The 24,507-nt window shown below is 71.2% G+C and carries 18 protein-coding genes; 13 read left to right on the top strand and 5 right to left on the bottom strand.

What is annotated here, in order from left to right:
* Positions 1-27 precede the first annotated feature (27 nt).
* The 11 genes from QSK15_RS29020 (at position 28) to QSK15_RS28970 (ending at position 14,911) form a co-directional block, all read left to right on the top strand.
* On the top strand, positions 28-1,362 hold the full coding sequence (locus QSK15_RS29020; protein WP_285797227.1) for a glycosyltransferase family 4 protein: 1,335 nt from the start codon (positions 28-30) through the stop codon (positions 1,360-1,362).
* Positions 1,363-1,445: 83 nt separating this feature from the next.
* On the top strand, positions 1,446-3,116 hold the full coding sequence (locus tag QSK15_RS29015; RefSeq protein ID WP_285797226.1) for a serine/threonine-protein kinase: 1,671 nt from the start codon (positions 1,446-1,448) through the stop codon (positions 3,114-3,116).
* A gap of 119 nt (positions 3,117-3,235) precedes the next feature.
* Positions 3,236-4,861: a serine/threonine-protein kinase gene (locus QSK15_RS29010; RefSeq protein WP_285797225.1), complete on the top strand. Its 1,626-nt coding sequence runs from the start codon at positions 3,236-3,238 to the stop codon at positions 4,859-4,861.
* A gap of 103 nt (positions 4,862-4,964) precedes the next feature.
* The gene (locus QSK15_RS29005) at positions 4,965-5,774 is read left to right on the top strand and encodes a metal-dependent hydrolase (protein ID WP_285797224.1); all 810 of its coding nucleotides are present in this window, start codon (positions 4,965-4,967) and stop codon (positions 5,772-5,774) included.
* Positions 5,771-6,679, top strand: coding sequence for an amidohydrolase family protein (locus tag QSK15_RS29000; protein WP_285797223.1), 909 nt, complete (start codon positions 5,771-5,773; stop codon positions 6,677-6,679). Before QSK15_RS29005 ends, QSK15_RS29000 begins: the two co-directional genes overlap by 4 nt.
* A 234-nt stretch (positions 6,680-6,913) precedes the next feature.
* Complete coding sequence (locus QSK15_RS28995) at positions 6,914-7,963, top strand: LacI family DNA-binding transcriptional regulator (protein WP_285797599.1); 1,050 nt, start codon at positions 6,914-6,916, stop codon at positions 7,961-7,963.
* A gap of 84 nt (positions 7,964-8,047) precedes the next feature.
* Positions 8,048-9,352 carry an ABC transporter substrate-binding protein gene (locus tag QSK15_RS28990; protein ID WP_285797222.1) on the top strand — a complete coding sequence of 435 codons (1,305 nt, stop codon included), beginning with the start codon at positions 8,048-8,050 and terminating at the stop codon, positions 9,350-9,352.
* Between the two features lie 67 nt (positions 9,353-9,419).
* A complete protein-coding gene (locus QSK15_RS28985) occupies positions 9,420-10,388 on the top strand; it encodes a carbohydrate ABC transporter permease (protein ID WP_285797221.1) in 969 nt (322 codons plus the stop codon).
* 1 nt (position 10,389) lies between these two features.
* A complete protein-coding gene (locus QSK15_RS28980) occupies positions 10,390-11,277 on the top strand; it encodes a carbohydrate ABC transporter permease (protein WP_285797220.1) in 888 nt (295 codons plus the stop codon).
* Positions 11,274-13,505 carry an alpha-xylosidase gene (gene yicI, locus QSK15_RS28975; RefSeq protein WP_285797219.1) on the top strand — a complete coding sequence of 744 codons (2,232 nt, stop codon included), beginning with the start codon at positions 11,274-11,276 and terminating at the stop codon, positions 13,503-13,505. The genes QSK15_RS28980 and yicI overlap by 4 nt, the downstream gene beginning before the upstream one ends.
* Positions 13,502-14,911 carry a GH1 family beta-glucosidase gene (locus QSK15_RS28970; RefSeq protein ID WP_285797218.1) on the top strand — a complete coding sequence of 470 codons (1,410 nt, stop codon included), beginning with the start codon at positions 13,502-13,504 and terminating at the stop codon, positions 14,909-14,911. The genes yicI and QSK15_RS28970 overlap by 4 nt, the downstream gene beginning before the upstream one ends.
* 145 nt (positions 14,912-15,056) lie before the next feature.
* Here the strand turns inward: QSK15_RS28970 and QSK15_RS28965 are convergent, their stop codons facing one another.
* Complete coding sequence (locus QSK15_RS28965; RefSeq protein WP_285797598.1) at positions 15,057-15,650, bottom strand: nucleotidyltransferase family protein; 594 nt, start codon at positions 15,648-15,650, stop codon at positions 15,057-15,059.
* 245 nt (positions 15,651-15,895) lie between these two features.
* Entirely contained in the window at positions 15,896-17,605 is a 1,710-nt protein-coding gene (locus QSK15_RS28960; RefSeq protein ID WP_285797597.1) for a bifunctional 3'-5' exonuclease/DNA polymerase, read from the bottom strand.
* A gap of 120 nt (positions 17,606-17,725) precedes the next feature.
* On the opposite strand from QSK15_RS28960, the gene QSK15_RS28955 reads away from it, so the two are divergent.
* A complete protein-coding gene (locus QSK15_RS28955; protein ID WP_285797596.1) occupies positions 17,726-19,459 on the top strand; it encodes an ABC transporter ATP-binding protein in 1,734 nt (577 codons plus the stop codon).
* Between the two features lie 50 nt (positions 19,460-19,509).
* On the top strand, positions 19,510-21,201 hold the full coding sequence (locus QSK15_RS28950; RefSeq protein WP_285797595.1) for an ABC transporter ATP-binding protein: 1,692 nt from the start codon (positions 19,510-19,512) through the stop codon (positions 21,199-21,201).
* Positions 21,202-21,207: 6 nt separating this feature from the next.
* Here the strand turns inward: QSK15_RS28950 and QSK15_RS28945 are convergent, their stop codons facing one another.
* From QSK15_RS28945 to ngcE, 3 genes are read right to left on the bottom strand one after another with little or no spacing between them, the layout of a single operon-like run.
* Complete coding sequence (locus QSK15_RS28945) at positions 21,208-22,134, bottom strand: carbohydrate ABC transporter permease (RefSeq protein WP_285797217.1); 927 nt, start codon at positions 22,132-22,134, stop codon at positions 21,208-21,210.
* Positions 22,134-23,042, bottom strand: a complete 909-nt coding sequence (locus QSK15_RS28940; protein WP_030337778.1) for a carbohydrate ABC transporter permease — start codon at positions 23,040-23,042, stop codon at positions 22,134-22,136. Before QSK15_RS28940 ends, QSK15_RS28945 begins: the two co-directional genes overlap by 1 nt.
* A gap of 18 nt (positions 23,043-23,060) precedes the next feature.
* Complete coding sequence (gene ngcE, locus QSK15_RS28935) at positions 23,061-24,497, bottom strand: N-acetylglucosamine/diacetylchitobiose ABC transporter substrate-binding protein (protein WP_285797216.1); 1,437 nt, start codon at positions 24,495-24,497, stop codon at positions 23,061-23,063.
* Between the last annotated feature and the right edge of the window lie 10 nt (positions 24,498-24,507).

The following is a 24,507-nucleotide window of genomic DNA, read 5'->3' as shown; positions in this document are numbered from 1 at the left end:
GCCCGGGGACAACTCAAAGGGGGCCGCATGTCACTCGATGCCCACGTGATCGACATCAACCCCGCCCGACAGTTGCGGGTGCTGATGCTCTCCTGGGAGTACCCGCCGGTGCTCGTCGGCGGTCTCGGCCGACACGTGCACGCCCTCTCCGTCGCCCTCGCCGCCGCCGGCCACGAGGTCACCGTCGTCACCCGACACAGCGACGGCGCACCCCTGGAGGAGTACGCCGAGGGCGTGCGCATCCTGCGCGCCCCCGAAGACCCGGTCACCTTCCCGCTCGCCACCGGCTCACTGCTGGCCTGGACGATGGCCTTCAACCACACCCTCACCCGCACCGCGCTACGCGCCACCGAAGCCGGCACCTACGACGTCATCCACGCCCACGACTGGCTCGTCGCCCACACGGCCGTCACCCTCGCCGAGCACCTGGATCTGCCCCTGGTCACCACCATGCACGCCACCGAGGCCGGTCGGCACCAGGGATGGCTGCCGGAGGAGATGAACCGCACCATCCACGGCGTCGAGCACTGGCTCAGCAATTCCTCCGTCCGGGTGATCACCTGTTCGGGGTACATGCGCGAGCAGGTGACCACGCTCTTCGACATGCCGGCCAGCCAGGTCGACGTGGTGCCCAACGGGGTCGACGACCGGGCCTGGCGGGCCCGTCCCCGAGCTGTCGCGTCGGCCCGGGCGCGCTTCGCCGGGGACGGCCCGCTGGTCGGGTACGCCGGACGGCTGGTCTACGAGAAGGGTGTCCAGCACCTGGTACATGCCGTACCCCGGCTGCGCGAACGGCATCCGGGGCTGCGCGTGGTGATCGCCGGCGACGGCCCGTACCGCACCGAGTTGGAGGCGGAGGCCCGGCGGCTGGCGCTGAGCGCGACGGTCCGGTTCACCGGGTTTCTCGACGCCACCCAACTGCCGGCGATGCTCGGCGCCACCGACGCGACGGTGGTCCCCAGCCTCTACGAGCCGTTCGGCATGGTGGCGCTGGAGGCGGCGGCCGCCGGAGCGCCACTGGCGGTGGCCCGGACCGGCGGTCTCGCGGAGATCGTCGAACCCGGCGTGACCGGGGTGACGTTCCCGCACAGTGACCCGGACGCGCTCGCCGGCGCGGTCGGCCAGCTGCTCGGCGACGAGGTCTTCGCCCGGCGGCTGGCCCGCCGGGCCCGCACGATGGTCGGCGAGCGGTACGGCTGGGCCACCATCGCGGCCCGCACCGCCGCCAGTTACGCGACCGCTCGGCGCGAACACGGCCCCGTCCAGGCCCGCCGCGCCGCTGCCCGGCTGGCCGGCGGACGGACCCGGATCGCCATCCCGGAGGGGAATCTGCTGACCCGGGCCGACCACGCCGCGTGCTGACGTACGTCGGATGACCTATAGGTGACTTCCGATCCGCTGGTTAGGGTGTAGCCCGAACAGCGGCTGAGGAGGAGCGTGCACAGGTGCTGATCGCCGGTCGGTACCGACTGCTCGACCTGGTGGGTCGCGGGGGCATGGGTCGGGTGTGGCGCGCCCGCGACGAGATGCTGCACCGCGAGGTGGCGGTCAAGGAGATCGTGCCCCCGAGTTGGTTGGATGATCGTGGGCGGGCCGAGGTGCGCTCGCGCACCATGCGGGAGGCGCGGGCCGCGGCCCGGCTCAACCACCCCGCCGTGGTCCGGCTCTACGACGTGGTCGCGGTCGACGACAGCCCCTGGATCGTGATGGAGTACGTCCCGTCCCGCACCCTTCAGGACGTCGTCGACGCCGAGGGGCCCCTGAAGCCCGCCCGCGCGGCCCGGATCGGTCTGGCAGTGCTCGACGCGTTGCAGGCCGCCCACAGCGCCGGGGTGCTGCACCGCGACATCAAACCGCAGAACGTGCTCGTGGCGCACGACGGGCGGGTGATGCTCACCGACTTCGGGCTGGCCACCTTCGACGGTGGCGACGGCGCAATGACCCGACCCGGCATGGTCCTCGGCTCCCCGCAGTACGTGGCCCCGGAGCGGGCCTCCGACGGGGTGTCCTCGGTGGCCGCCGACCTGTGGTCGCTCGGCGCGACCCTGCACGCCGCCGTGGAGGGGCAGTCCCCGTACGCCCGCAGCACCGCGATGGCCACCCTGAGCGCGCTGGCCGCCGGTCCGCCGGACCCGGCCCCGCACGCCGGCGCGCTCGCGCCGGTGCTGCACGGGCTGCTCCGCCGTAACCCGGACGACCGCCTCGACCACGACGCGGCCCGTCGGTTGCTCAGGGCGGCAGCGGGCGGCCGGGCCGATCCACCGGCGGCGACCGACCGCCCCTCGGCCGACGGGCCGGCGTCGGGGGTGGTCGACCCGGGCACCGCGGCCGACGACCTCGACCCCACCATTCCGCTGCCCGACCCGGCCGACGAACCGGCCGCAACGGAAGCCGGTGGCGCCTCCCCCGCACCGGACCCGTCCGCCGCGGGGCGGACCGCGCGTCGGGTGGCGGTGGTCGCCGTGGCGCTGCTGGTGGCCGTGGTGGCCGGCGTCGGCACCGCACTGACCGTCACCGGTGACAAGCCCGGCGACACCACCGGGTGGTCCTCTCCGACGCCGGGTGCCGGGCCGCTCGGTCCCGGCCCGCTGCCGAGGGGGCGGGGCATTCCCCCACCCCCGTTCGCCTGTGTCCGCCCGGACATCGTCGGGACGCCCGTGCCGGCCGGCACCCCGAGCCCGGGCGACGGGTTCCAACCGCCGCCCGGCTGGATCTGGTACGCCGACACCACCGGCTTCCGGGTCTCCGTACCGGCGACGTGGTGGACCTCCCGCGACGGCACTGTGGCGTGCTTCCAGGATCCGGCGACCGGCCGGGCCTTCAGCGTCGCCGAGGGCGGCGCTGTCGACCCGCTGCGGCGGCTGCGGGCCCTTCGCGACAAGGCAGCCGCGGCGGGGGCCCTGCCCGGGTACGACGAGATCCGGCTCGCCACCAGCGACGGCGCAGCCGAGTGGGAGTGTCGCTGGCAGACACCACACGGGCGGTGGCTGCGCGCCCGCCAGCAGACCCTCGGCGCGGACCGCTGGACGCTGGGTTGGATCACCTTCGACGAGGACTGGGCCAGCGCCGCCGCCGACTGGGAAACGGTGCGAAAGAGTTTCCGACCACCCCGCTGACCTGCACCGTATGGCCATGATCCGGACCACCGTCCGGTCTGGATCGAGGCCGCTCAGTGGATGAGAAAGCCGACATTGGTGGCTATCGTGGATCCCGGGGTGACCGAGGGGGAGCGACCGTGCATCAGTTGCTGATCGCGGGTCGGTACCGGCTGCTCGACCTGGTCGGCACCGGCGGAATGGGCCGGGTGTGGCTTGCTCGCGACGAGATGCTGCACCGCGACGTGGCGCTGAAGGAGGTCGTGCCGCCGTCCTGGCTGGCCGAGACCGAGCGTGCGGAGTTGCGGCTACGGACCCTGCGTGAGGCACGCACCGCTGCCCGGCTCAACCATCCCAACGTGGTCCGCCTCTACGACGTGGTGCACGACCGGGACAGCCCCTGGATCGTGATGGAGTACGTGCCATCCCGGTCGGTGCAGCAGATCATCAGCGCCGAGGGGCCACTGAGTCCGCCGCGCACCGCCCGGATCGGGCTGGCGGTGCTCGCCGCGTTGCGGGCCGCGCACGCCGCCGGAGTGCTGCACCGCGATGTGAAGCCGCACAACGTGCTCGTGGCCGACGACGGGCGGGTGATGCTCACCGACTTCGGGTTGGCCACCTTCGACGGCGGCGACGGCACGATGACCGGGCCCGGCACGATCCTCGGCTCGCCGCAGTTCGTCGCTCCGGAGCGGGCCCGCGAAGGGGTGTCCGACGCGCGTACCGACATGTGGTCGCTGGGCGCGACGCTCTACGCGACGGTCGAGGGGCAGTCACCGTACGCGAGGTCGAGCGCCATGGCGACGCTCAGCGCACTGGCCACCGAACCACCTGACCCGATGCGTCGGGCCGGCCCGTTGGGTCCCGTCCTCACCGGCCTGTTGCAGCGTGACCCCTGGCGGCGGCTGACCGCCGTCGAGGTGGAGCCGCTGCTGCGCAGCGCCGCGGCGAGCCCCGACGAGCCCGCCGGGCCGGTCCGGTCGGCGGCGGTCGCGGCGGTCCGCAGCGCCGGCCGGGCCAGCACGCCCCACCCGATCGATCCGATGCCCCCGTCGGGCGAACCGGCGACGCCGACCCCGCGTCCACCGCGCCGACCCATCCGGCGACGACGCCTGATCGCCCTGGGCGGCGCGGCGGCCGCCCTGCTCGTCGCGGGAGGCGTCGCGCTGGCCCTGGTCGATCGACACGATGAGCGGACCTCACCGTCCGGCTCGGGTGGCGGCGCACCGACCTCCCGGCCGGCGGCATTCGCCTGCGCGTCGTCCCCGCCACCGTCGGCCACCCCGGTGGTGTCGGTGTCCCCGCCGGCCGACGCGAGATACCGGCTGCCCGAGGGCTGGACCTGGCACGACGACCCGACCGGGTTCCGGATCGCCGCGCCGGTGGGCTGGGCGCGCTGGACCGAAGGTCCAGCGACCTGTTTCCGCAGGTCCAGCGGGTCCCGGGTGCTCAGCGTCGAGGCGGGTCCGGCCCGCGCGGATCCGGTGGCGTACTGGAAGGCCGAGGAGGCGCGGTTGACCACGAGCGGGGCGTTGCCGGGCTATCGCAAGGTGGACATCTCCGCGATGGACATCTTCAAGGGCGGCGCGGTGTGGGAGTGCGGCTGGCTGAACGCCCTCGGCGTTGCGGTGCACAGTTTCCGGCTGCTGATCAACGCGTCGGCGGGCCGTTCGTACACCGTCTCCTGGTTGACAGAAGAGTTCGACTGGCAGGTCAACGCGGCATACTTGCCGATGATCCGGCAGAGCTTCACCCCCACCCCGTAAATCCGTCCGATGTGGACTGCTCGGGTGATGCCCCTGCGGCGCTGACGCTGACTACAGTGGCGTAGTTTTGGGCGCTCAAGATCCTTGGGGAGGGTGAGCCGAGATGATGGGACCGCAACACGCGCTGTCCGGCGCGGCGGTGTGGTTGGCTGGCTCCTGGGCACTGGAGCAGTTCGCCGACTACCACCAGTCGCCGCTCGCGTTGGCGGTGGGCACCGCGGTGTGCGCCGGTGGCGCGCTCTTCCCCGACCTCGACATGTCGGGCAAGGTGACCAAGAACCAGGGTGGGGCCACCGTGGCCCGTACCTTCGGGGTCTTCTCGCTCTTCGCCGCCGAGGTGATGGAGAAGATCTCCCTCGGGGTCTACTACGCCACGAAGCTCAGCAAGGATCCGCGCCGCAACAACGGGCACCGGACGCTGACCCACACGCTGCCGTTCACCGCGCTGGTCGGCTGGGGCACCACCGCGCTCTGCGCCGCGTACGGCAAGTGGGCGGTCATCACCATCCTGTTCTTCATGTTCGGGCTGGCGCTGCGCGGGCTGTTCGACGAGTGGGCCGAGCGGGCCGGCTGGGTGATCATCACTCTCGCGTCGGCCGGGGCGGCCTGGTTCACCTACGCCAACCTGCCGGGCGGACGCGGCTATCCGCTGATCGGCACCGCGCTGGGCGTGGGCTGTTTCGTGCACATCCTCGGCGACATGATCACCCGTGCCGGCGTGCCGATCCTCTGGCCGATCCCGATCAAGCGGCGCATGTGGATGATGATCGGCCTGCCGAACCGCATCGCCCTGCGTGTCGGCAGCAAGGCCGAGGTGGTCGGCATGCGCATCGCGCTGACCGTCGTCTCGGCGCTCGCGACCGTCGGCCTGGTCGCGCCCTCGGTGCTGAGCCGATTCGACATCGACATATGACCGGTCCGGCGCCGGTCGTCCCGCCGGTCGCCGACGAGCGCGTACCGGAGTTCTGCCGCGCGCTGGGGCTGCCGGGTCTCGCCGACGTGCACGTGCACTTCCTGCCGCCGCGACTGCTGCGTCGGGTGTGGGCCTACTTCGACGCCGCCGGGCCGCTGGTCGGCGCCGAATGGCCGATCCGTTACCGGTGGAGCGACGCCGACCGGGTCGCGCACCTGCGCCGGCTCGGGGTGCGGGCGTTCAGCGCGCTGGCGTACGCGCACCGGCCGGGCATGGCGGCCGACCTCAACCGCTGGACGCTGGATTTCGCCCGTGACACCCCGGGCTGCCTGGCCTCGGCCACGTTCTACCCGGAGCCGGAAGCCTTCGGGTACGTCGAGGCGGCCCTCGCCGAAGGTGCCCGGCTGTTCAAGCTGCACCTGCAGGTCGGCGGCTTCGCGCCGACCGATCCGGCGTTGGACCAGGTGTGGGGGATGCTGTCGGACGCGGGTGTGCCGGTGGTGGTGCACGCCGGGCACGCCCCGGTGGGCACCGCGCACACCGGCCCGGACCCGTTCGCCGCCCTGCTGGCCCGCCACCCCCGGCTGACCGCCGTGGTGGCGCACCTGGGCGCACCGGACTACCGGGCGTTCCTGGACCTCGCCGAGACGTACGAGCGGGTCCGGCTGGACACCACGATGGCGTTCACGCCCTTCTTCGACCAGTTCGTCCCCTTCCCCGCCGACGAGTTGCCCCGGTTGCGGGAGCTGGGGCTGGCCGGCAAGGTGCTGCTGGGCAGCGACTTCCCGAACATCCCGTACCCGTACGCCGACCAGGTGGCCGGGCTGGTCCGGCTGGACCTGGGCGACGACTGGCTGCGCGCGGTCTGCTGGAACAGCGCCGCCGCCCTCTTCGACCTGTCCTGACCGTGTGGCGGCGCGGTGACCGTCGCCGCACGCTCTCGCCCCGCCACACCTCCCGCAGCCGGTGGCGCGACCGCCGGCCGACGCCGGACACGGACTGAATTCTTTTCGACATCGGCTATTGACGTCGCCGTAACAGGTGGCCTAGCGTCCTGTCGAACCGCTTCGTCGAAGCGCTTCGACGAAGTCTCCGGGAGTGGTTCCACAGCAGGCCAAAGGAGGTACGCGGTGGCCACCATGCACGACGTCGCCCGCCTCGCCAACGTCTCGGTCAGCACCGTCTCGTACGTGCTCACCGGCGCCCGGCCGATCTCGCAGGCCACCCGCAACAAGGTGCTCGCCGCGATGGCGCAGCTCGACTACCAGCCCAACGCGATGGCCCGAGGGCTGGCCAGCCGCCGCAGCCGGATCCTCGGCCTGCTGATGCCGATGGACGAACGGGGCCTCGGTGCCACCGAGACCGCCTTCGTCACCGGTGCCGCCGCCGCGGCCAGCGTCGCCGGCTACCACCTGGTGCTCTCGCCGGTCGGCGGGGGCGACCTCGACGACCTGCGCCGGCTGGCCAGCCAGCGGATGCTCGACGGCGTCGTGCTGATGGAGGTGCAGCTGGCCGACGAGCGGGTGACAGTGCTCCAGGAGGCGGGGGTGCCGCTGGTACTGATCGGCCGTACCGCCGACACCAGCACGCTCTCCTACGTCGACATCGACTTCGACCAGACCGTCCGGGACGCCGTCGCGCACCTTGTCGGCCTCGGGCACCGGCAGATCGTCTACGTCAACCACTCGGCCGCCACACTGGCCAGCGGTTACGGGCCGGCGCTGCGTACCCGGGACGCCTTCACCTCGGCGATGACCGGGCACGGCCTGGAGCCGGTGATGATCGCCGCCGAGGACAGCGCCGCCGGCGGACGGGCCGCCCTGGCCGCCGCGTTCGCGCAGGCCCCGGAGCTGACCGCGGTGCTGGCCATGAACGAGACGGCGATCTTCGGCATCCTCGGCGAGCTGACCGGCCGGGGCTTGTCGGTGCCCGACGACGTATCCGTCGTCTCGATGGTGACCTCGCCACAGGTCGCCGAATTGGCCACCCCCGCGCTGACCGCGATGACGTCCCCCGGCTCGGCGCTGGGCCGGATCGCGATCGAGGCGCTGACGCGCCACCTGGACGGCCCCGCCGACCTTCGTCACCAGCAACTGCTGCCGTGCACGTTGGAGATCCGGGGGTCGACCGCCGCACCACGGCGGCCGGCACTGGCTACCTCTGGTCCGGCGTCGAACGACGGCGGCTGACCACCGAAAACGGCCCGCCATCGCGCTGCAACGCGACGACGGGCCCCGTGAAGTACCGGCTAGTACTCAACGAGGAGGATAGTAATGCAGCGATTCCACCGGCTCGTCGCCGCGATCGCCCTGGCGGCGACCGCGACGACCACCGTGGCCGCGTGCGGCGGTGGTGACAACGGGGACAGCAGCGACGCCAAGGTTCTGAAGCTCTGGCACTACGAGAGCGAGAACAGCGCCATGGGGATCGGCTGGGACCGGGCGATCGAGATCTTCAAGTCCGAGCACCCGGGCGTCGAGGTGCGCTTCGAGCGCAAGGCGTTCGAGCAGATCCAGCAGAACGCCGGCATGATCATCAACTCGTCCGAGGGCCCGGACATCATGGAGTACAACAAGGGCAACGCGACCGCCGGGCTGCTCTCCTCCCAGGGCCTGCTGGCCGACCTGAGCAGCGAGGCCGACAAGCGCGGCTGGGCCGACAAGCTCAGCCCCAGCCTGCAGACCACCGCCCGGTACAGCGACAAGGGCGTGATGGGCTCCGGCAACTGGTTCGGTGTGCCGAACTACGGCGAGTACGTCACTGTCTACTACAACAAGGACCTGTTCCAGCAGAACGGCGTCAAGGTCCCGACCACCATGGCCGAGATGACCGCCGCGATGGACACCTTCGTCGGCAAGGGGATCACCCCGCTGGGCATGGCCGGCGCCGAGTACCCGGCCGGGCAGCTCTTCTACCAGCTCGCCCTCTCCAAGGCCGACCGGCAGTTCGTCGACAACTACCAGCTCTACAAGAACCCTGTCGACTTCACCGCCGACCCGCTCAAGTACGGCGCGGAGACCTTCGCCCAGTGGGTGCAGAAGGGCTACGTCGCCAAGAACTCGGCCAGCCTCAAGGCCGAGGACATGGGTACCGCCTTCATCGGCGGCAAGGTTCCGATGATCGTCTCGGGTAGCTGGTGGTACGGCCGGTTCAAGGCCGAGATGAAGGCCAACTGGGACACCTTCCTCTTCCCCGGCAACACCCTGCAGGCCGGCTCCTCCGGCAACCTCTGGGTGGTCCCGGAGAACAGCAAGGCCAAGAGCCTGGCGTACGACTTCATCGACATCACCCTGCGCCCGGAGATCCAGGATCTGATCGGCAACAACGGTGGTGTTCCGGTCGCCGCTGACGCGTCGAAGATCACCGACCCGAAGGACCGCAAGCTGATCGAGGACTTCAACACGGTCAGCAAGTCCGACGGGCTCGCCTTCTACCCGGACTGGCCGGTCCCCGGCTACTACGACGTGCTGGTCTCCGGCTTCCAGGGTCTGATCAACGGCTCGAAGTCGCCCGACCAGGTCCTCGACACGATCGCCAAGCCGTACGCCGATGGCGTCAAGGAGATCACCGGCAAGTGACACGGCGAGCGGCGGGCGTGACCGGCACGGCCGGCGCGCCCGCCCGCCCCGCCGGGAAGGATCTTCCATGGCAGTCTCCGAGACGGTCGCCGCCACATCGCCGGCCGCGACCCCCACTCCACCCGCGCCCCGCCGCCAACGCCGCGGCCGCAACGCGGCGTACTGGCTCTACCTGCTCCCCGGAGCGGTGCTCTTCCTCCTCGTCATCGGCGCGCCGCTGGTCGGCACCCTCTACCTGTCGCTGACCAAGTGGTCCGGCATCGGCGACCCCCGGTGGGTCGGCCTGGACAACTACCAGCAGTTGCTGCACGACGACGTGTTCTGGGCGTCGTTCCGCAACACCGTCTGGATGCTCGTCGCCATGGTGGTGGTGCCCACCGTGCTCGGTCTGCTGCTGGCCGCGGTGCTCTTCGACGTCATCGGCCGCCGGTTCAAGCCCCGCACCGCCGCCGCGCTGCGGGCCGCGTTCTACCTGCCGCAGGTGCTGCCCGTCGTGGTGGCCGGCATCGTCTGGGGCTGGATCCTGCGCCCCGACGGCGCGTTCAACAGCCTCCTCGACGCGGTCGGTCTCGGCGCGCTACGCCACGACTGGCTCGGCGACCCGGGCACCGCCCTGCCGGCCGTGATGGCCGTGATGATCTGGGTGCAGATCGGCTACCCCGTCGTCGTGTTCATGGCGGCGTTGCAGCGGGTCGACCCCGAGCTGTACGAGGCGGCCGAGGTCGACGGCGCGAACTGGCTGCACCGGTTCCGGGCGATCACCCTCCCGCAGATCCGGCCGGAGACCTTCGTGGTGGCCCTGACCTGCACCATCGCCGCGTTGAAGGTGTTCGGGCCGATCTTCGCCCTGACCCGGGGAGGCCCGGACAACGCCACGAACGTGCCGTCGTACTTCGCCTATTACACGTTCTTCAAGAAGCTGCAGGTCGGCTACGGCTCCGCGATCTCCATGGTGCTGACCCTGATCATCGTGGTGGTGGCCGGGATCTTCATCTGGATGCAGGCCCGCAGCGAGCGCCGGGACCGGGGGTTCTGACATGGCCGTCATGCTCACACCGAGCACCGCGCCGGTGAAGCCGGCCCGGCCGGTACGCGACCGACACCACCGCGGCGTCAGCCGCTGGGTGGTGCTCGTCCTGGTTCTCCTCGGCGCGCTCGTCATGCTGGTGCCGTTCGCGTTCATGCTGCTCAACGCGTTCAAGTCGCCCGGCGACTACTCGTCGAGCGGGCCGCTGAGCTGGCCGACGGAGTTCTACACCAAGGGTCTGCGCACCTACTGGACCACTGTGAACTTCCCGCTCAAGTTCTGGAACTCCGCGGTCATCGCCGGCTCGGTGGCGGTGCTCGGCGTCGCCGTGTCGCTGCTCAACGCGTACGCCCTGGGCATCGGCCGGGTCCGTGGCCGGCTGTGGATCGTCGGTCTCTTCCTGCTGGCGAACATGCTGCCGCAGGAGGCGCTGATCTACCCGCTGTACTACGTGGCGAAGCAGGTTGGCCTCTACAACACCCAGCTCTCGGTGATCATCATCTTCACCGTGATCCAGAGCGCGTTCGGCACCTATCTGCTCGCCTCGGTGATGAGCACGTTCCCGCGCTCGCTGCTGGAGGCCGCCGCGTTGGACGGCGCCGGCAAGTGGACGGTGCTGTGGCGGGTGGTCTTCCCCAACCTGCGGCCCACCCTCGCGGTGCTGCTCATCTTCTTCTTCATCTGGACGTGGAACGAGTTCCTCATCCCGCTGGTCATGCTGATCGACAACCAGACGCAGACCATCCCGGTCGCGCTCGCGTCGTTGCAGGGCGACCGGCTGATGGACGCCCCGACCACCAACGCCGGCGCGCTGATCAGCCTGGTGCCGGCCATCCTCTTCTTCCTCATCTTCCAGCGCACCCTTGCGCGCGGTATCACGGCAGGAGCCGAGAAGTGAAGTTCACCGACGGGTACTGGCAGCTGCGCCCCGGCGTCAGCGTCCTGCGCCCCGGCACCGTGGAGTCGGTCGAGCCGGACGAGCGCGGCTTCACCGTCTTCGCGCCGACCGGTCAGATCACCGGACGCGGCGACACCCTCAACCGCCCTCTGGTCACCGTCCGGTTCTTCTCCCCCGCCCCCGGCGTCATCGGGGTGACGATCGCCCACCACACCGGAGGGCTGCCCCGCGAACCGCACTTCGGGCTGAGCACCGACGAGACGCACCCGGTCACCGTCGACGTCACCGGGCTCAGCGCGACGCTGACCACCGGTGAGCTGACCGCACGGGTCGCGCTCATCGACGGGTGGCGGGTCGACTTCCTGCACGGCGACCGGCTGGTCACCGCGTCCACAGGGCGCAGCATCGGCGTCGTCACCGACGCCGAGGGCCGCCGACACGTGCACGAACGGCTCGCCCTGGGCGTCGGTGAGACGGTGTACGGGCTGGGCGAGCGCTTCGGCCCGTTCGTCAAGAACGGGCAGACCGTCGACATCTGGAACGCCGACGGCGGCACCGCCAGCGAGCAGGCGTACAAGAACGTGCCGTTCTACCTCAGCAGCGCCGGCTACGGGGTCTTCGTGGACCACCCGGAGCACGTGTCGTTCGAGGTCGGCTCCGAGGTCGTCACGCAGACCCAGTTCAGCGTCGAGGGCCAGTCGCTCACCTACTACGTCATCGACGGGCCCCAGCCGAAGGACGTGCTGCGCCGGTACACCGCGCTCACCGGCCGGCCGGCCCGGATCCCCGCCTGGTCGTACGGGCTCTGGCTGTCCACGTCGTTCACCACCTCGTACGACGAGAAGACCGTGACCGAGTTCGTCGACGGGATGGCCGAGCGCGGGCTGCCGCTGTCGGTGTTCCACTTCGACTGCTTCTGGATGCGCCAGTTCCACTGGGTCGACTTCGTCTGGGACCCGGCGACCTTCCCCGACCCGGAGGGGATGCTGCGCCGGCTGCACGAACGCGACCTGAAGGTGTGCGTCTGGATCAACCCGTACATCGCGCAGCGCTCGTACCTCTTCGAGGAGGGCCGCGAGGCCGGTTACCTGGTGCGCAACCCCGACGGCTCGGTCTGGCAGTGGGACAAGTGGCAGGCCGGCATGGCGCTGGTCGACTTCACCAACCCGGACGCCGTCGCCTGGTTCACCGGCAAGCTCAAGGTGCTGCTGGACATGGGCGTCGACTGCTTCAAGACCGACTTCGGTGAGCGCATCCCGACCGACGTGGTGTGGCACGACGGCTCGGACCCGCAGCGGATGCACAACTACTACTCGTACCTCTACAACAAGGCGGTCTTCGAACTGCTGGAGGCCGAGCGCGGCAAGGGCGAGGCGGTGCTGTTCGCCCGCTCGGCCACCGCCGGCGGGCAGCAGTTCCCGGTGCACTGGGGTGGCGACTGCGAGTCGACGTTCGTCGCGATGGCCGAGTCGCTGCGCGGCGGGCTGTCCTTGGCGGCGTCCGGCTTCGGCTACTGGAGCCACGACATCGGCGGCTTCGAGGGCACCCCCGACCCGGCGGTGTTCAAGCGCTGGGTGGCCTTCGGGCTGCTCTCCTCGCACTCCCGGCTGCACGGGTCCGGCTCGTACCGGGTGCCGTGGGCCTTCGACGACGAGGCCGTCGACGTGCTGCGGCACTTCACCCAGCTCAAGCTCGGCCTGATGCCGTACCTGGCGGCCGCCGCCGAGGACGCGCACCGCCACGGAACCCCGATGATGCGGCCGATGTTCCTGGAGTTCCCGGACGACCCGGCGACCGCGCACCTGGACCGGCAGTACATGCTCGGCCCGGACGTGCTCGTCGCACCGGTGCTCACTGCCGACGGCGACGTCACCTACTACGTACCCGCCGGCACCTGGACGCACCTGGTCACCGGCGCGCAGGTCACCGGCCCGGCCTGGGTGACCGAGAAGCACGGCTTCGACAGCCTGCCGGTACTGGCCCGACCGGGTGCGGTCATCCCGTTCGGCTCGCGCACCGACCGACCGGACTACGAGTGGGCCGACGACGTGCGGCTGCGGCTGTACGCACCGGCCCAGGGCCAGCGGGTCCGGGTACGGGTACCGTCACCCGGCGACGGACCGGGCGCCGAGTTCGACGTGCGCTACGAGGACGGGACGGCCAGCGCCGAACTGGTCGCCGGCACCTCGACGGGCTACATCTGCGAGATCCAGGGGACGGAACGATGACGCGACACCACTTCCCGGAGAGCTTCATCTGGGGCTCGGCGACGGCCGCGTACCAGATCGAGGGTGCGGCGACCGAGGACGGGCGAGGCCCGTCCATCTGGGACACCTACAGCCACACCCCCGGCCGGACCCTCAACGGTGACACCGGGGACGTGGCCGCCGACCACTACCACCGGTGGGCCGACGACCTCGGGCACATCGCCGACCTCGGGCTTGGCGCGTACCGGTTCTCCATCTCCTGGCCCCGGGTGCAGCCGGGCGGTTCGGGCCGGTTCAACCAGGCGGGCATCGACTTCTACTCGCGGCTGGTGGACGGGTTGCTGGAGCGGGGCGTCCGCCCGGTGGCCACCATGTACCACTGGGACCTGCCGCAGGAGCTGGAGGACACCGGCGGGTGGGCGGCACGGGAGACCGCGTTGCGCTTCCAGGAGTACGCGGCGGGCATCGTCGGTGCGCTGGGCGACCGGGTGCACACCTGGACGACGCTGAACGAGCCGTGGTGCTCCGCGTACCTGGGTTACGCCTCCGGTGTGCACGCGCCGGGTCGGACCGAGCCGGCGGCGGCGCTGGCGGCGGTGCACCACCTCAACCTCGCGCACGGCCTGGCCGGCCGGGTGGTCCGGGAGCTGGCCCCGTCCGCCGAGCTGTCGGTGACGCTGAACCTGCACGTCGTCCGGGGCGCCACCGACTCGGCCGCCGACCAGGACGCGGTCCGGCGGATCGACGCGTTGGCGAACCGGGCGTTCCTCGGCCCGATGCTGGACGGGGCGTACCCGGCCGACCTGCTGGCCGACACCGCCTCCGTCACCGACTGGTCGTTCGTCCGCGAGGGTGACGAGAAGCTGATCGCGGTGCCGCTGGACGTGCTCGGGGTCAACTACTACTCCAGCACCCTGGTCCGGGCCTGGGACGGGGTGTCTGCCCGCTCCGACGCCGACGGGCACGGCGCGTCGACCTCCACGCCGTGGGTCGCCGCCGACGACGTCGACTTCCTGCCGCAGCCCGGCCCGTACACGGCGATGGGTTGGAACATCGACCCGCCGGCGCTGACGGAGCTGCTGCTGCGCCTGCACCGCGAATACCCGAACCAGCCCATGATGATCACCGAGAACGGCGCGGCGTTCGACGACGTGGTGTCGGCCGACGGCCGCATCCACGACGACCGGCGGATCGACTACCTGCGTCGGCACATCGGCGCGATGGCCGACGCCCGCACCCAGGGGGCGGACGTCCGCGGCTACTTCGTCTGGTCGTTGCTGGACAACTTCGAGTGGGGCTACGGCTACGACCGTCGCTTCGGGATCATCCGGGTCGACTACGACACCCAGGTACGCACCTGGAAGGACAGCGCCCACTGGTACCAGCGCCTCGCCGCCACCGGCGAGCTGGACTCGGCGCAGGACTGAAGTACCCCGCCACGCCCGCACCGAGCTTGCGGCCATGTCCTGACGAGCGTGATGCCTGTGAGTCATCTCGATGACTCACAGGCATCAGGCATTCCGGGAAGCGCGACGCAACGCCTCCTGGACCGTCGGCTCGACTCAGGCCGCCTCAGACCCCGACGCGCTGCGGCGGGACGGTAAGGCCGTAGAGATCCATCAGCTCCGGGGTGTCGATCCGGCTGCCGTCGGCGACCGAGTCGCAGGCGATGTCGACGATCTGGTCCTTGTGCGCCAACAGGTACGGCCGGGCGCCCACGTCGGCGCTGGCCAGGGTGGCGATGCCGGGCCAGTGTCGGCGGCCGAACAACATCGGATAGCCGCGCAACCCGTCGTAGGTGGCGCAGACCAGCACGTCCGGGTACGGCAGCGCGGCGACCCGCCGCACCGCCGTGGCGGTCAGGCCCGGCATGTCGACCGGAACCACCACCACGGCCTCGATCCCGTCGTCGTCCACCGCGGCCAGACCGGCCCGGATGGACGAGCCGACTCCGGTGCCCCACGCCTTGTTGATCACAACGGTGGCCTTGCCCAGGTCAGCGGTCTCCTGGACCTGATCCGCGGCGGCACCCAGGACGACCACGATCCGCTCGCAGCCCGCCTCGGTCATCGTGTCGATCATCTGATTGACCAGGGGTTTTCCTCCCTGGTGCAGCAGCGCCTCGGGACCACCGATCCGTCGTCCTCCGCCTGCGGCGATGATCATTCCTGCGATCCGGTTCAGCTGCGCCCCCTCCAGCACGGAACGGACCGTGACAGATCCGTCCCCTCCTACGGACACTGCAACGAGGACGGCCAGCCGAGGGTGGCGGGGCGAAAGGGAGCAATAGCACAACCGTTACACGCCCGGCATCTCCCGACGCAGCGGACGGTGCCGGTCGTTGAGGGCGCGGCGGTCGCCCGACGGCGCGGACCCGGCCGGTGTCCCGACGGTCGGCTGACGCTCGCGGGTCAGGCGGCGTCGGCGTAGCAGTCGACGATGGACAGATCCAGCGGAAACCGGACCGGCGTCGCACCGAAGAGCAGCGCTGAGGCCCGCTCGCCGCAGCGGCTGACAGCCTCGGCGACCGCGTCGGCCTGACCGGCCGGCGCGTGCACGACCACCTCGTCGTGCTGGAAGAACACCAACTCGGCGTCGGTGCCGGACAACTCCGTGCGCAGCGTGGCCAGCAACGTCGAGGCCCACTCCGCGGCGGTGGCCTGGATGACGAAATTACGGGTGAAACGCCCCCGCGAGCGTGCGGCACGCGCCCGTGGACTGTGCGGATCGACAGAGCCCTCCGGATCGGCGGCCTCGTCGCCCAGCTCACCGAACCCGGCCGAGCCGGGCGGGCAGGTCCGCCCCAGCCACGACCGCACCAGCCCACCCGTCTCACCGGTACGCGCCGCCGCCTCGACGTAACCGAACGCCGTCGGGTAACTGCGCTTCAGCACCGCCAGGGCGGGCACCGCCGCCCCGCCGGTCTGCCCGTACATGGCACCGAGCAGGGCCACCTTGGCCTTCGCCCGGTCGCCACCGAACGAGTCCCGGGCCAACGCCGCGTAGAGGTCACCGGCACCGCCCGCCGCCGCCAACCGCGCGTCACCGGAGACCGCTGCCAGCACCCGGGGCTCCAACTGGCCGGCGTCGGCGACCACCAACCGCCAACCCGGATCGGCCACCACCGCCCGCCGGATCACCTTGGGGATCTGCAATGCGCCACCGCCCCGGGTGGCCCACCGGCCGGAGACGACACCACCCGGCACGTACTCCGGTTGGAACCGGCCGCCCCGCACCCACTGGTCGAGCCAGGTCCAGCCGTGCGCCGTCCAGATCCGGTAGAGCTCCTTGTATTCCAGCACCAGCGGCACCGCCGGATGGTCCACCCCGCGCAGCACCCAGGCCCGGGTGTTGGGCAGCTCCACCCCGGCCCGGGCGAACGCCTTCAGCAGCTCGGCCGGCGAGTCGGCGTGCAGGCCGCGTACGCCGAGGGCGTCGGCGATCCGGGCGGCCAGCTCGGCAAGTCGACGGGGCGGCCCGCCGACCGGGGACGCCTCGCCGAGCAGCTCGTGCAGGATCTCGTTGTGCACGTCGGCACGCCACGGCAGCCCGGCGACACCCATCTCCGTGGCGACCAGCGCGCCGGCCGACTCGGCGGCCACCAGCAACCGGAACCGGCCGGGGTGCTCGGTCGCGGCGACCCGGGCGAGCTGGTCCGCGTACACCCGGGTCAGTGCCTCGATGCCCGGACCCGGCGGACCGGGCAGGGTGTCGAAGAGCGCGCCCTGCCCGTGCCCGGGTGGCGCGGCGGCGCGCGGCGGCGGGTCGGGCGGCACCGTCGCGCCGGTCAGCCTGGCCCAGGCGGCGGCCAGCGAGCGGGGCTCGCCCCAGCGGCCCGCGTGGCCGAGCAGCAACGCCTCGGTCAAGTCCACGTCGTGACACCGGTCGACCCGGACGCCGGCGCGCAGCAGCGTCGGATAGACCGCCGGGGCGGTCGCCCAGACCCAACGGGGGTGCTCGGCGGCCTCGCGCGCGGCGACCGCGGCGACCAGATCGGTGACGGTCTCCGGCGGGCCGGACGGCTGGCCGGAGGCGTCAAGCGGGCACAGCACTCCCCCGCCCCGTTCGTCGGACACCACCGCCACCAGCACGAACGTGATTCTGCCTCTTTCGTCCGACAGAAACGGAGGCGCACCTCACCGGATTCGGGTCGGTGCGGTGTCGGAACCGGTCGGTAGCGTGATCAGGTGCCTCCGCAGATCCCGCATCCCGATCCCGGCACCCCCGACACCCGTGGTCCGATGCGCTTCCTGTGGTGGCTGGTCCGCTGCCAACCCTGGCGGGTGCTGCGTGGCAGTCTGCTCGGCACGGCCTGGATGATCGGGCTCTCGGCCCGGCCCTACCTGATCGCCCGGGCCGTCGACGACGGGCTGCGCGCCGGTGACACCCGCGCGCTGGCGCTCTGGGTCGCGGCGATCGTGGTCGCCGGCGTGGGCCTGTCCTACCTGGGCATCATGCGGCACCGCACGATGACCTTCATCCGGGAGGACGCCAAGGCCCGCTCGGCGGAGGTCCTGCTGCGCCACCTGTCCCGGATCGGCGCGGTGCTGCCCCGCCGGGTGGGGGCGGGCGAGGTGTCCACCATCGGCGGCTCCGACATCGACTGGACGGCGCAGGTGCTGACACTGACCGGGCCGGGCGTCGGCGCTGTCGTGGCGTACGGGGTGATCGCCGTGGTGCTCTGGTCGATCTCCCCGATGCTCGCGCTCTGCGTGCTGGTGGGGGTGCCGGTGGTCGGTCTGGTCGTGGGGCCGCTGCTGCGTCGCCTGGAGCGGGCCGAATCGGTCTACCGGCGGCAACAGGGCGCGCTCACCGCCCGGTCCGGTGACATCGTGGCCGGGCTGCGGGTGCTCGCCGGGGTCGGCGGCCGGGACCTGTTCGCCCGGCGGTACGCGGCCCGGTCCCAGGCGCTGCGCGCAGAGGGCTACCGGGTCGGCGCGGTCAACAGCTGGATCGACGCGGCGACGGTCGCCATTCCCGGGTTGTTCCTGGCGGCGGTGGTGTGGCTGACCGCCCGGATGGCGGTGACCGGTGACGTCACGATCGGCGAGTTGGTCGCCGTCTACGGCTACGTGGCGACCCTGATCGTGCCGGTCTGGTTTCTCCTGGAGGGCAGTCACCAGCTGATCCGGGGTCGGGTCGCCGCCCGGCGCATCGCCGACCTGCTCACCGTGACACCGGACGACGTCGGTGGCCCGGGTCGCCGCTGGCCCGATCCCACGCCAGAGGCACGCCGGTCCGGCTCCGTGCCCGAGGCACGCCGGCCACCTGGCCCGGCCGCGCCGGACGGCCCGGCCGACCTGCACGACCCGGTCACCGGGCTGACCGTGCGCGCCGGGCGGCTGACCGGCGTGGCGGTGGACGACCCGGCGACGGCCGTGGCGTTGGCCGACCGGCTCGGCCGGTACGTGGTCAGCGGTGTCACCTGGGGCGGTGTGCCGCTGCGCGACGTCGCCCTGGACGAGGTCCGCGCCCGGATCCTCGTCGCCGACCACGACTCGTACCTCTTCGCCGGCACGCTGCGCGACATCCTGCGCGCCGGGGCCGACGACGATGACGAGCGGCTCGGCGCGGCCCTGCGAACCGCCTCCGCGCAGGACGTCGTCGACGCCCTGCCCGCCGGGCTGGACACCCCGATCGACGCCCGCGCCCGGACGCTCTCCGGCGGCCAGCGCCAACGGCTGCGCCTGGCCCGGGCACTGCACCGCGAGCCGGAGGTGCTGATCCTCATCGACCCGACGTCGGCGGTGGACGCACACACCGAGGTGCGGATCGCCGAGCGGCTGCGGACCGCCCGGTCCGGCCGGACCACCGTGCTGATCGCCACCTCGCCGCTGCTGCTCGGCCGGGCCGACCTGGTCGCGCATGTGAGCGCCGGCCGGGTCACCGCCACCGGCAGCCACACCGACCTGTTCGACAGCGACCCGGCCTACCGGCACCTGGTGGCCCGGGGCAGCGAGGAGGCGTACCGGTGAGCCGTCTGCCGGTGGCCGACCGCGCCACCGTACGCCGGGCCCTCCGCGACATGATCAGCCGACACCGGCGCGCCGTCGGGGTGGTGCTGGCGCTGCACAGCGCCGCCGCGGTCGCCGGGCTCGCCCCGCCGTGGCTGCTGGGCACCATCGTCGACCGGGTCGCCGCGGGCGCGGGCGCGGCCACTGTGGACCGGCTGGCACTGGCCATCGCCGGCTGTGTCCTGGTCAGTGCCCTGCTCTCCCGATACGCCCAGTACGCCGGCCACCGCTTCGGCGAACGGGCCGTCGCCGAACTGCGCGAGCAGTTCGTCTCCCGGACTCTCGGGCTGCCGGTCTCGGTCGTCGAGCGCGCCGGCTCCGGTGACCTGGCCACCCGCAGCTCCGTCGACGTGTCGACGGTCGGCAGCACGGTGCGCGACGTGGTGCCCACCATCGTCATCGCCACCGTGCAGCTGACGTTGCTGTTCGGTGCGGTCTTCCTGCTGCACCCGCTGCTCGGGCTGGCCGCGCTGGCCGGGCTCCCGTCGATCGTGGCGGTGACCCGCTGGTACCTGCGCCGGGCCAGCTCCGCGTACCTCACCGAGGGCGCTGCGGCGGCCGAGCTGACCGAGACGTTGACCACCACCGCCGAGGGCGCCCGCACGGTGGAGGCGCTGCGGCTGGCCGACGAGCGGGTCCGCCACGGCACCACCCGCGTCACGCTGGTGTGGCAGGCCCGTCGGGCGACCCTCGCGCTGCGTACCGTGTTCTTCTCGGTCGTCGAGGCCAGCTACCCGCTGCCGGTCGCCATGGTCCTGCTCGTCGGGGGCTATCTGCTGGCCCGGGACATGGTGTCGCTCGGCGCGGTGGTCGCCGCCGCGCTCTACCTGCAACAGGCGATCGACCCGTTGGACCGCCTGTTGCAGTGGACCGAGCAGGCGCAACGCGGCTTCGCGTCGTACGCCCGGGTGCTCGGTGTCGGCATGGTTCCGCCGGAACCGCCCGGCACGACGGCCTCCTCCCGGGGTGAGCGACTCGTCGTGCGGGGGGCACGGTTCTCCTACTCCGACGGGCCGGACGTGCTGCACGGCATCGACCTGGAGGTGCAGCCCGGCGAGCGGCTGGCCGTCGTCGGCCCGTCCGGTGCCGGCAAGTCCACCCTGGCCCGGCTGCTGGCCGGGATCGACGCGCCACGGGAGGGCGTCGTCAGCATCGGCGGCTGCCCGGTCACCGACCTCGACCCGGCCGAGCGACGCCGCCGGATCGCCCTGGTCACCCAGGAGCACCACGTCTTCATCGGTTCGGTACGCGACAACCTCTCGTTCGCCGCGCCCGACGCCTCCGACGACCAGATGCGCGCCGCGCTCGCCACGGTCGGCGCCGACTGGTTCGCCGCGCTCCCCGACGACCTGGACACCCCGCTCGGCGACGGGGCCCGTCAGCTCGGTGCGGCCGAGGCCCAGCAACTCGCGCTGGCCCGGTTGGTGCTCGCCGACCCGCACACGCTGATCCTGGACGAGGCGACCGCGGCGCTCGACCCGTCCACCGCCCGACGTACCGAGCGGGCGCTGGCCGCGGTGCTGGCCGGGCGGACCGTCATCGCGATCGCGCACCGGCTCAACACCGCGCACGACGCCGACCGGGTCGCCGTGCTCGCGGACGGCCGGATCACCGAGATCGGCAGCCACGACGAGCTGGTGGAGGCCGGTGGCGCGTACGCGGCCCTGTGGCGCTCCTGGCACACCCGGGTCGACGAGCGGTGACGGCGGCTACTTGACCGCGCCGGAGGTGAGGCCGGCCTGGATCTGCCGCTGGAAGACCGCGTACACGATGATCATCGGGAGGATGGCGATGGTCAGCGCGGCGAACAACCCGGACCAGTCCGCCTCGTAGCCGGCGTTGACCGAGATGTCGGCGATGCCCTGGGTGAGCACCCACTTGTCCTTGGCGTTGGAGAGCAGCACCAACGGGAGCTGGTACTGCGCCCACTGACCGATGATGTTGAAGATCGCGACGCTGATCAGGCCCGGCTTCGCCATCGGCATCATCACCTGGAAGAACAGCCGGCTGTGCCCACAGCCGTCGATCATCCCCGCCTCGGCCACCGACGACGGCAGCGTCTTGAAGAACGCCGCCAGGAAAAACACCGTGAACGGCAACGAGTACGCGGTGTAGACCAGCACCACACCGGTGTGGGTGTCCAGCAGACCCAGGTTCTTCACCACGAAGAAGAGCGGCACCAGCGCCAGGAAGACCGGGAAGGCCAGCCCCGAGACGAAGAGGAAGTAGACCGCCCGGTTGCCCCAGAACTTGTAGCGGGCCAGCACGTACGCGGCCATCGAGCCGAGCAGCATGGTGAGGAACGTGCTGCACGACACCACGATCACGCTGTTCAGGAAGTACCGACCGACGTGCGCCTTCGTCCAGGCCCGGGAGAAGTTCTCCCAGCGCAGCTCCGCCGGGAGCGTCCACGGGCTGCTGAAGATCTCGCTGGTGTTCTTGAACGCGGCGAGGAAGGTCCAGAGGATCGGCACGATCACGATCACCGCCCAGACGGCGAGCGCGACGTGCCCCAGGCTGGCAAAGAACCGTACCTCCGAGCGGGGGCCCTTGCGCCCCGGCCCGGCGGGGGCGGACGGGTCACCGGTCTTCGGCGGCAGCGCCGCCGGGGGCGGCAGCGTCGACTGCGGATTCATCAGTACTCCACGCTTTCCCGCTTGGTGAGCCGCAGCGTCAGCGCCGCGAACGTGAGGGTGAGGAAGAACAACGCCACGCCCATCGCCGAGGCGTAGCCGTACTTCGAGTAGACGAACGCGTTGCGGTAGATCTCCATGGCCAGCACGGTGGTGGCGCCGTCCGGGCCGCCACCGTCCACCGAGAGGACCGCCACGATGGCGAACGCGTCGAACGCCGCGATCCCGAGGTAGACCCAGGCCACCTGGAGGGTGTCCCACAGCAGCGGCAGGGTGACCCGGAAGAACAGGGTCACCTTCGACGCCCCGTCCATCTCGGCGGCCTCGTAGATCTCACCGGGGATGGAGGCCATCCCCGCCGAGAAGAGCACCACGTAGAAGCCGACCGCCTGCCAGACCAGCACCGCGATGATCGACCAGAGGGCCAGGTTCGGCTTCACCAGGAAGAGGATCGGCTCCAGGCCGAACTTCATCAGTACGCCGTTGATCAGACCGGACTCGTTCGGCCGGTACACCATCTGGAACAACACCGCGATGATGGCCACCGCCAGGACCTGGGGGAAGAAGAACACCACCCGGTAGAACTTCGCCCCCCAGACCCCCTGGCGTTGGCCACCGCTGCTCTTGCCGCCCACGTTGAGCAGGAAGGCGAAGAACAGGGCGATGGCGATGGTGATCAGCGGCAGGGCAAGCAGCAGTACGCCGTGGTGCTGGACCGCCTTCCAGAAGGCCCCGTCGTCGAGCAGCCTCCGGTAGTTGTCGAAGCCCACCCACTGCGGGGCGGAGAGCCCCCGCCAGTTGGTCATCGAGATCTGGAACGCCTGCGCGTACGGCCAGATCACGAATGTCACGTACAGCGCGACCGGGGCGAACAGGAACCCGATCACGAATGGATACTTGCCGTGCCGCATGACCCTAGCTCCGTTCGATCAGCGCTTGAACTTGGTGACGGAGCTGTCCTTCTTGATCGCGTCGGCCTTCTTCTGGATCCGCTCCACGAAGGCGTCCGCGTTGATCCGGCCGAACATCAGCTCGTTGGTGGCGGTCCGCGCCTCCGTGTCGAGCTCCTTGTACCAGCCGTCGAAGTACAGGTTGAACACGTCGTTACCGGCCGCCTTGAGGGCGGCCTGCGAGCTGGCCACACCGGGCGGGAAGGCGAAGCCCTCCGAACCGGCGGTGACCACGGTCGGGGCCTTGACCACCTCGGTGAAGCCCTTCGCGCCCTCCTTGGACAGCATCTGGCGCATGTACTCCAGGCCGCCCTTCGGGTTCTTGCTCTTCGCCGAGACGAAGTAGCCCTCACCGGCGGTGGCCCGCAGCGCGGTGGCCGGCAGCTTGTCCGAGGAGGACATGCTCGGCACCGGCATCAGCTGGTACTCGAAGCCGGGCGGGGTGTCCTGCTTCTGCTCGCCCTCCAGCCAGTCACCGCTCGGGTAGAGGGCCACCTTGTACTGGTTCTGCCGCAGCTGCACGTCGGTGTGCTTGAGGCCCTCGAAGCTCTTGTCGCTGAACTTCGCTCCGACCTCGGCCCACGCCGCGGCCGCCTGCTTGACGGCGTCCTGCTTCCAGGCGCCGTCCTCCAGGTTGTCGATGTTCTTCAGGACGTCCGTGCCACCGATCTTGGCGGCGTGGGTGAGGATCACGTTCCACTGGTAGTAGGCCGCGTTCGCCCCGGCGTAGCCGTACGGGGTGATGCCCTTGGCCTTGATCGAGGTGAGCAGGGCGATGAAGTCGTCCCACGTCTTCGCCGGCGCCCAACCGTTGTCCTTGAACAGCTTGCCCGAGTACCAGATGCCGAAGACCGTGGAGACGTAGTACAGGACGTACGGCTTGCCGTTGAACGAGCCCGCCTCGATGGTGCCGGGCACCACCGTGTCGCGGACCTTCTTCGCCGGGTCGTCGACCGACGGCGCGTCCCACAGCTCGGTGAGGTCCTGGAGCTGACCGTCGGCGACGAGCGCGCCGAAGTCCATCAGCTTCTCGCCCGAGTTGTTCACGAACTCCGGCGGGTTACCGGAGGCGAACCGCGGCTGGAGCACGGTGGAGACGGCCTGGGTGGCCTGGTGCTTGACCTCCGCCTTGGGGAACGCCTTCTTGTACAGCGGCTCGTGCACGTCGGTGGCGTACTTCTCGCCGTAGCCACCGTTGAAGATGACCACCTCGATCGCGGCGTCCTCCTTGACGCCCAGCGGGTTCTTCTCGCTCTTCGTACCGCCGCCGACCTGCTCGTTGTCGCCGTCGTTGCTGCTGGTGGCGCAGGCGCCGAGCAGACCGATGGCCGGAGTGGCGAGCATGCCCACGGCGGCGGCGCGACGCAGCACCGTGCGACGGTCGAGTGCGGCCGGGTGTTCGGGGGTAATCGACATCGTCGTCTCT

The organism is Micromonospora sp. NBRC 107095 (assembly GCF_030269705.1).
Taxonomy (GTDB): domain Bacteria; phylum Actinomycetota; class Actinomycetes; order Mycobacteriales; family Micromonosporaceae; genus Micromonospora; species Micromonospora parva.
The sequence above is the reverse complement of the archived record's forward strand: the minus strand, read 5'-3'. Positions and strand labels throughout refer to the sequence as shown.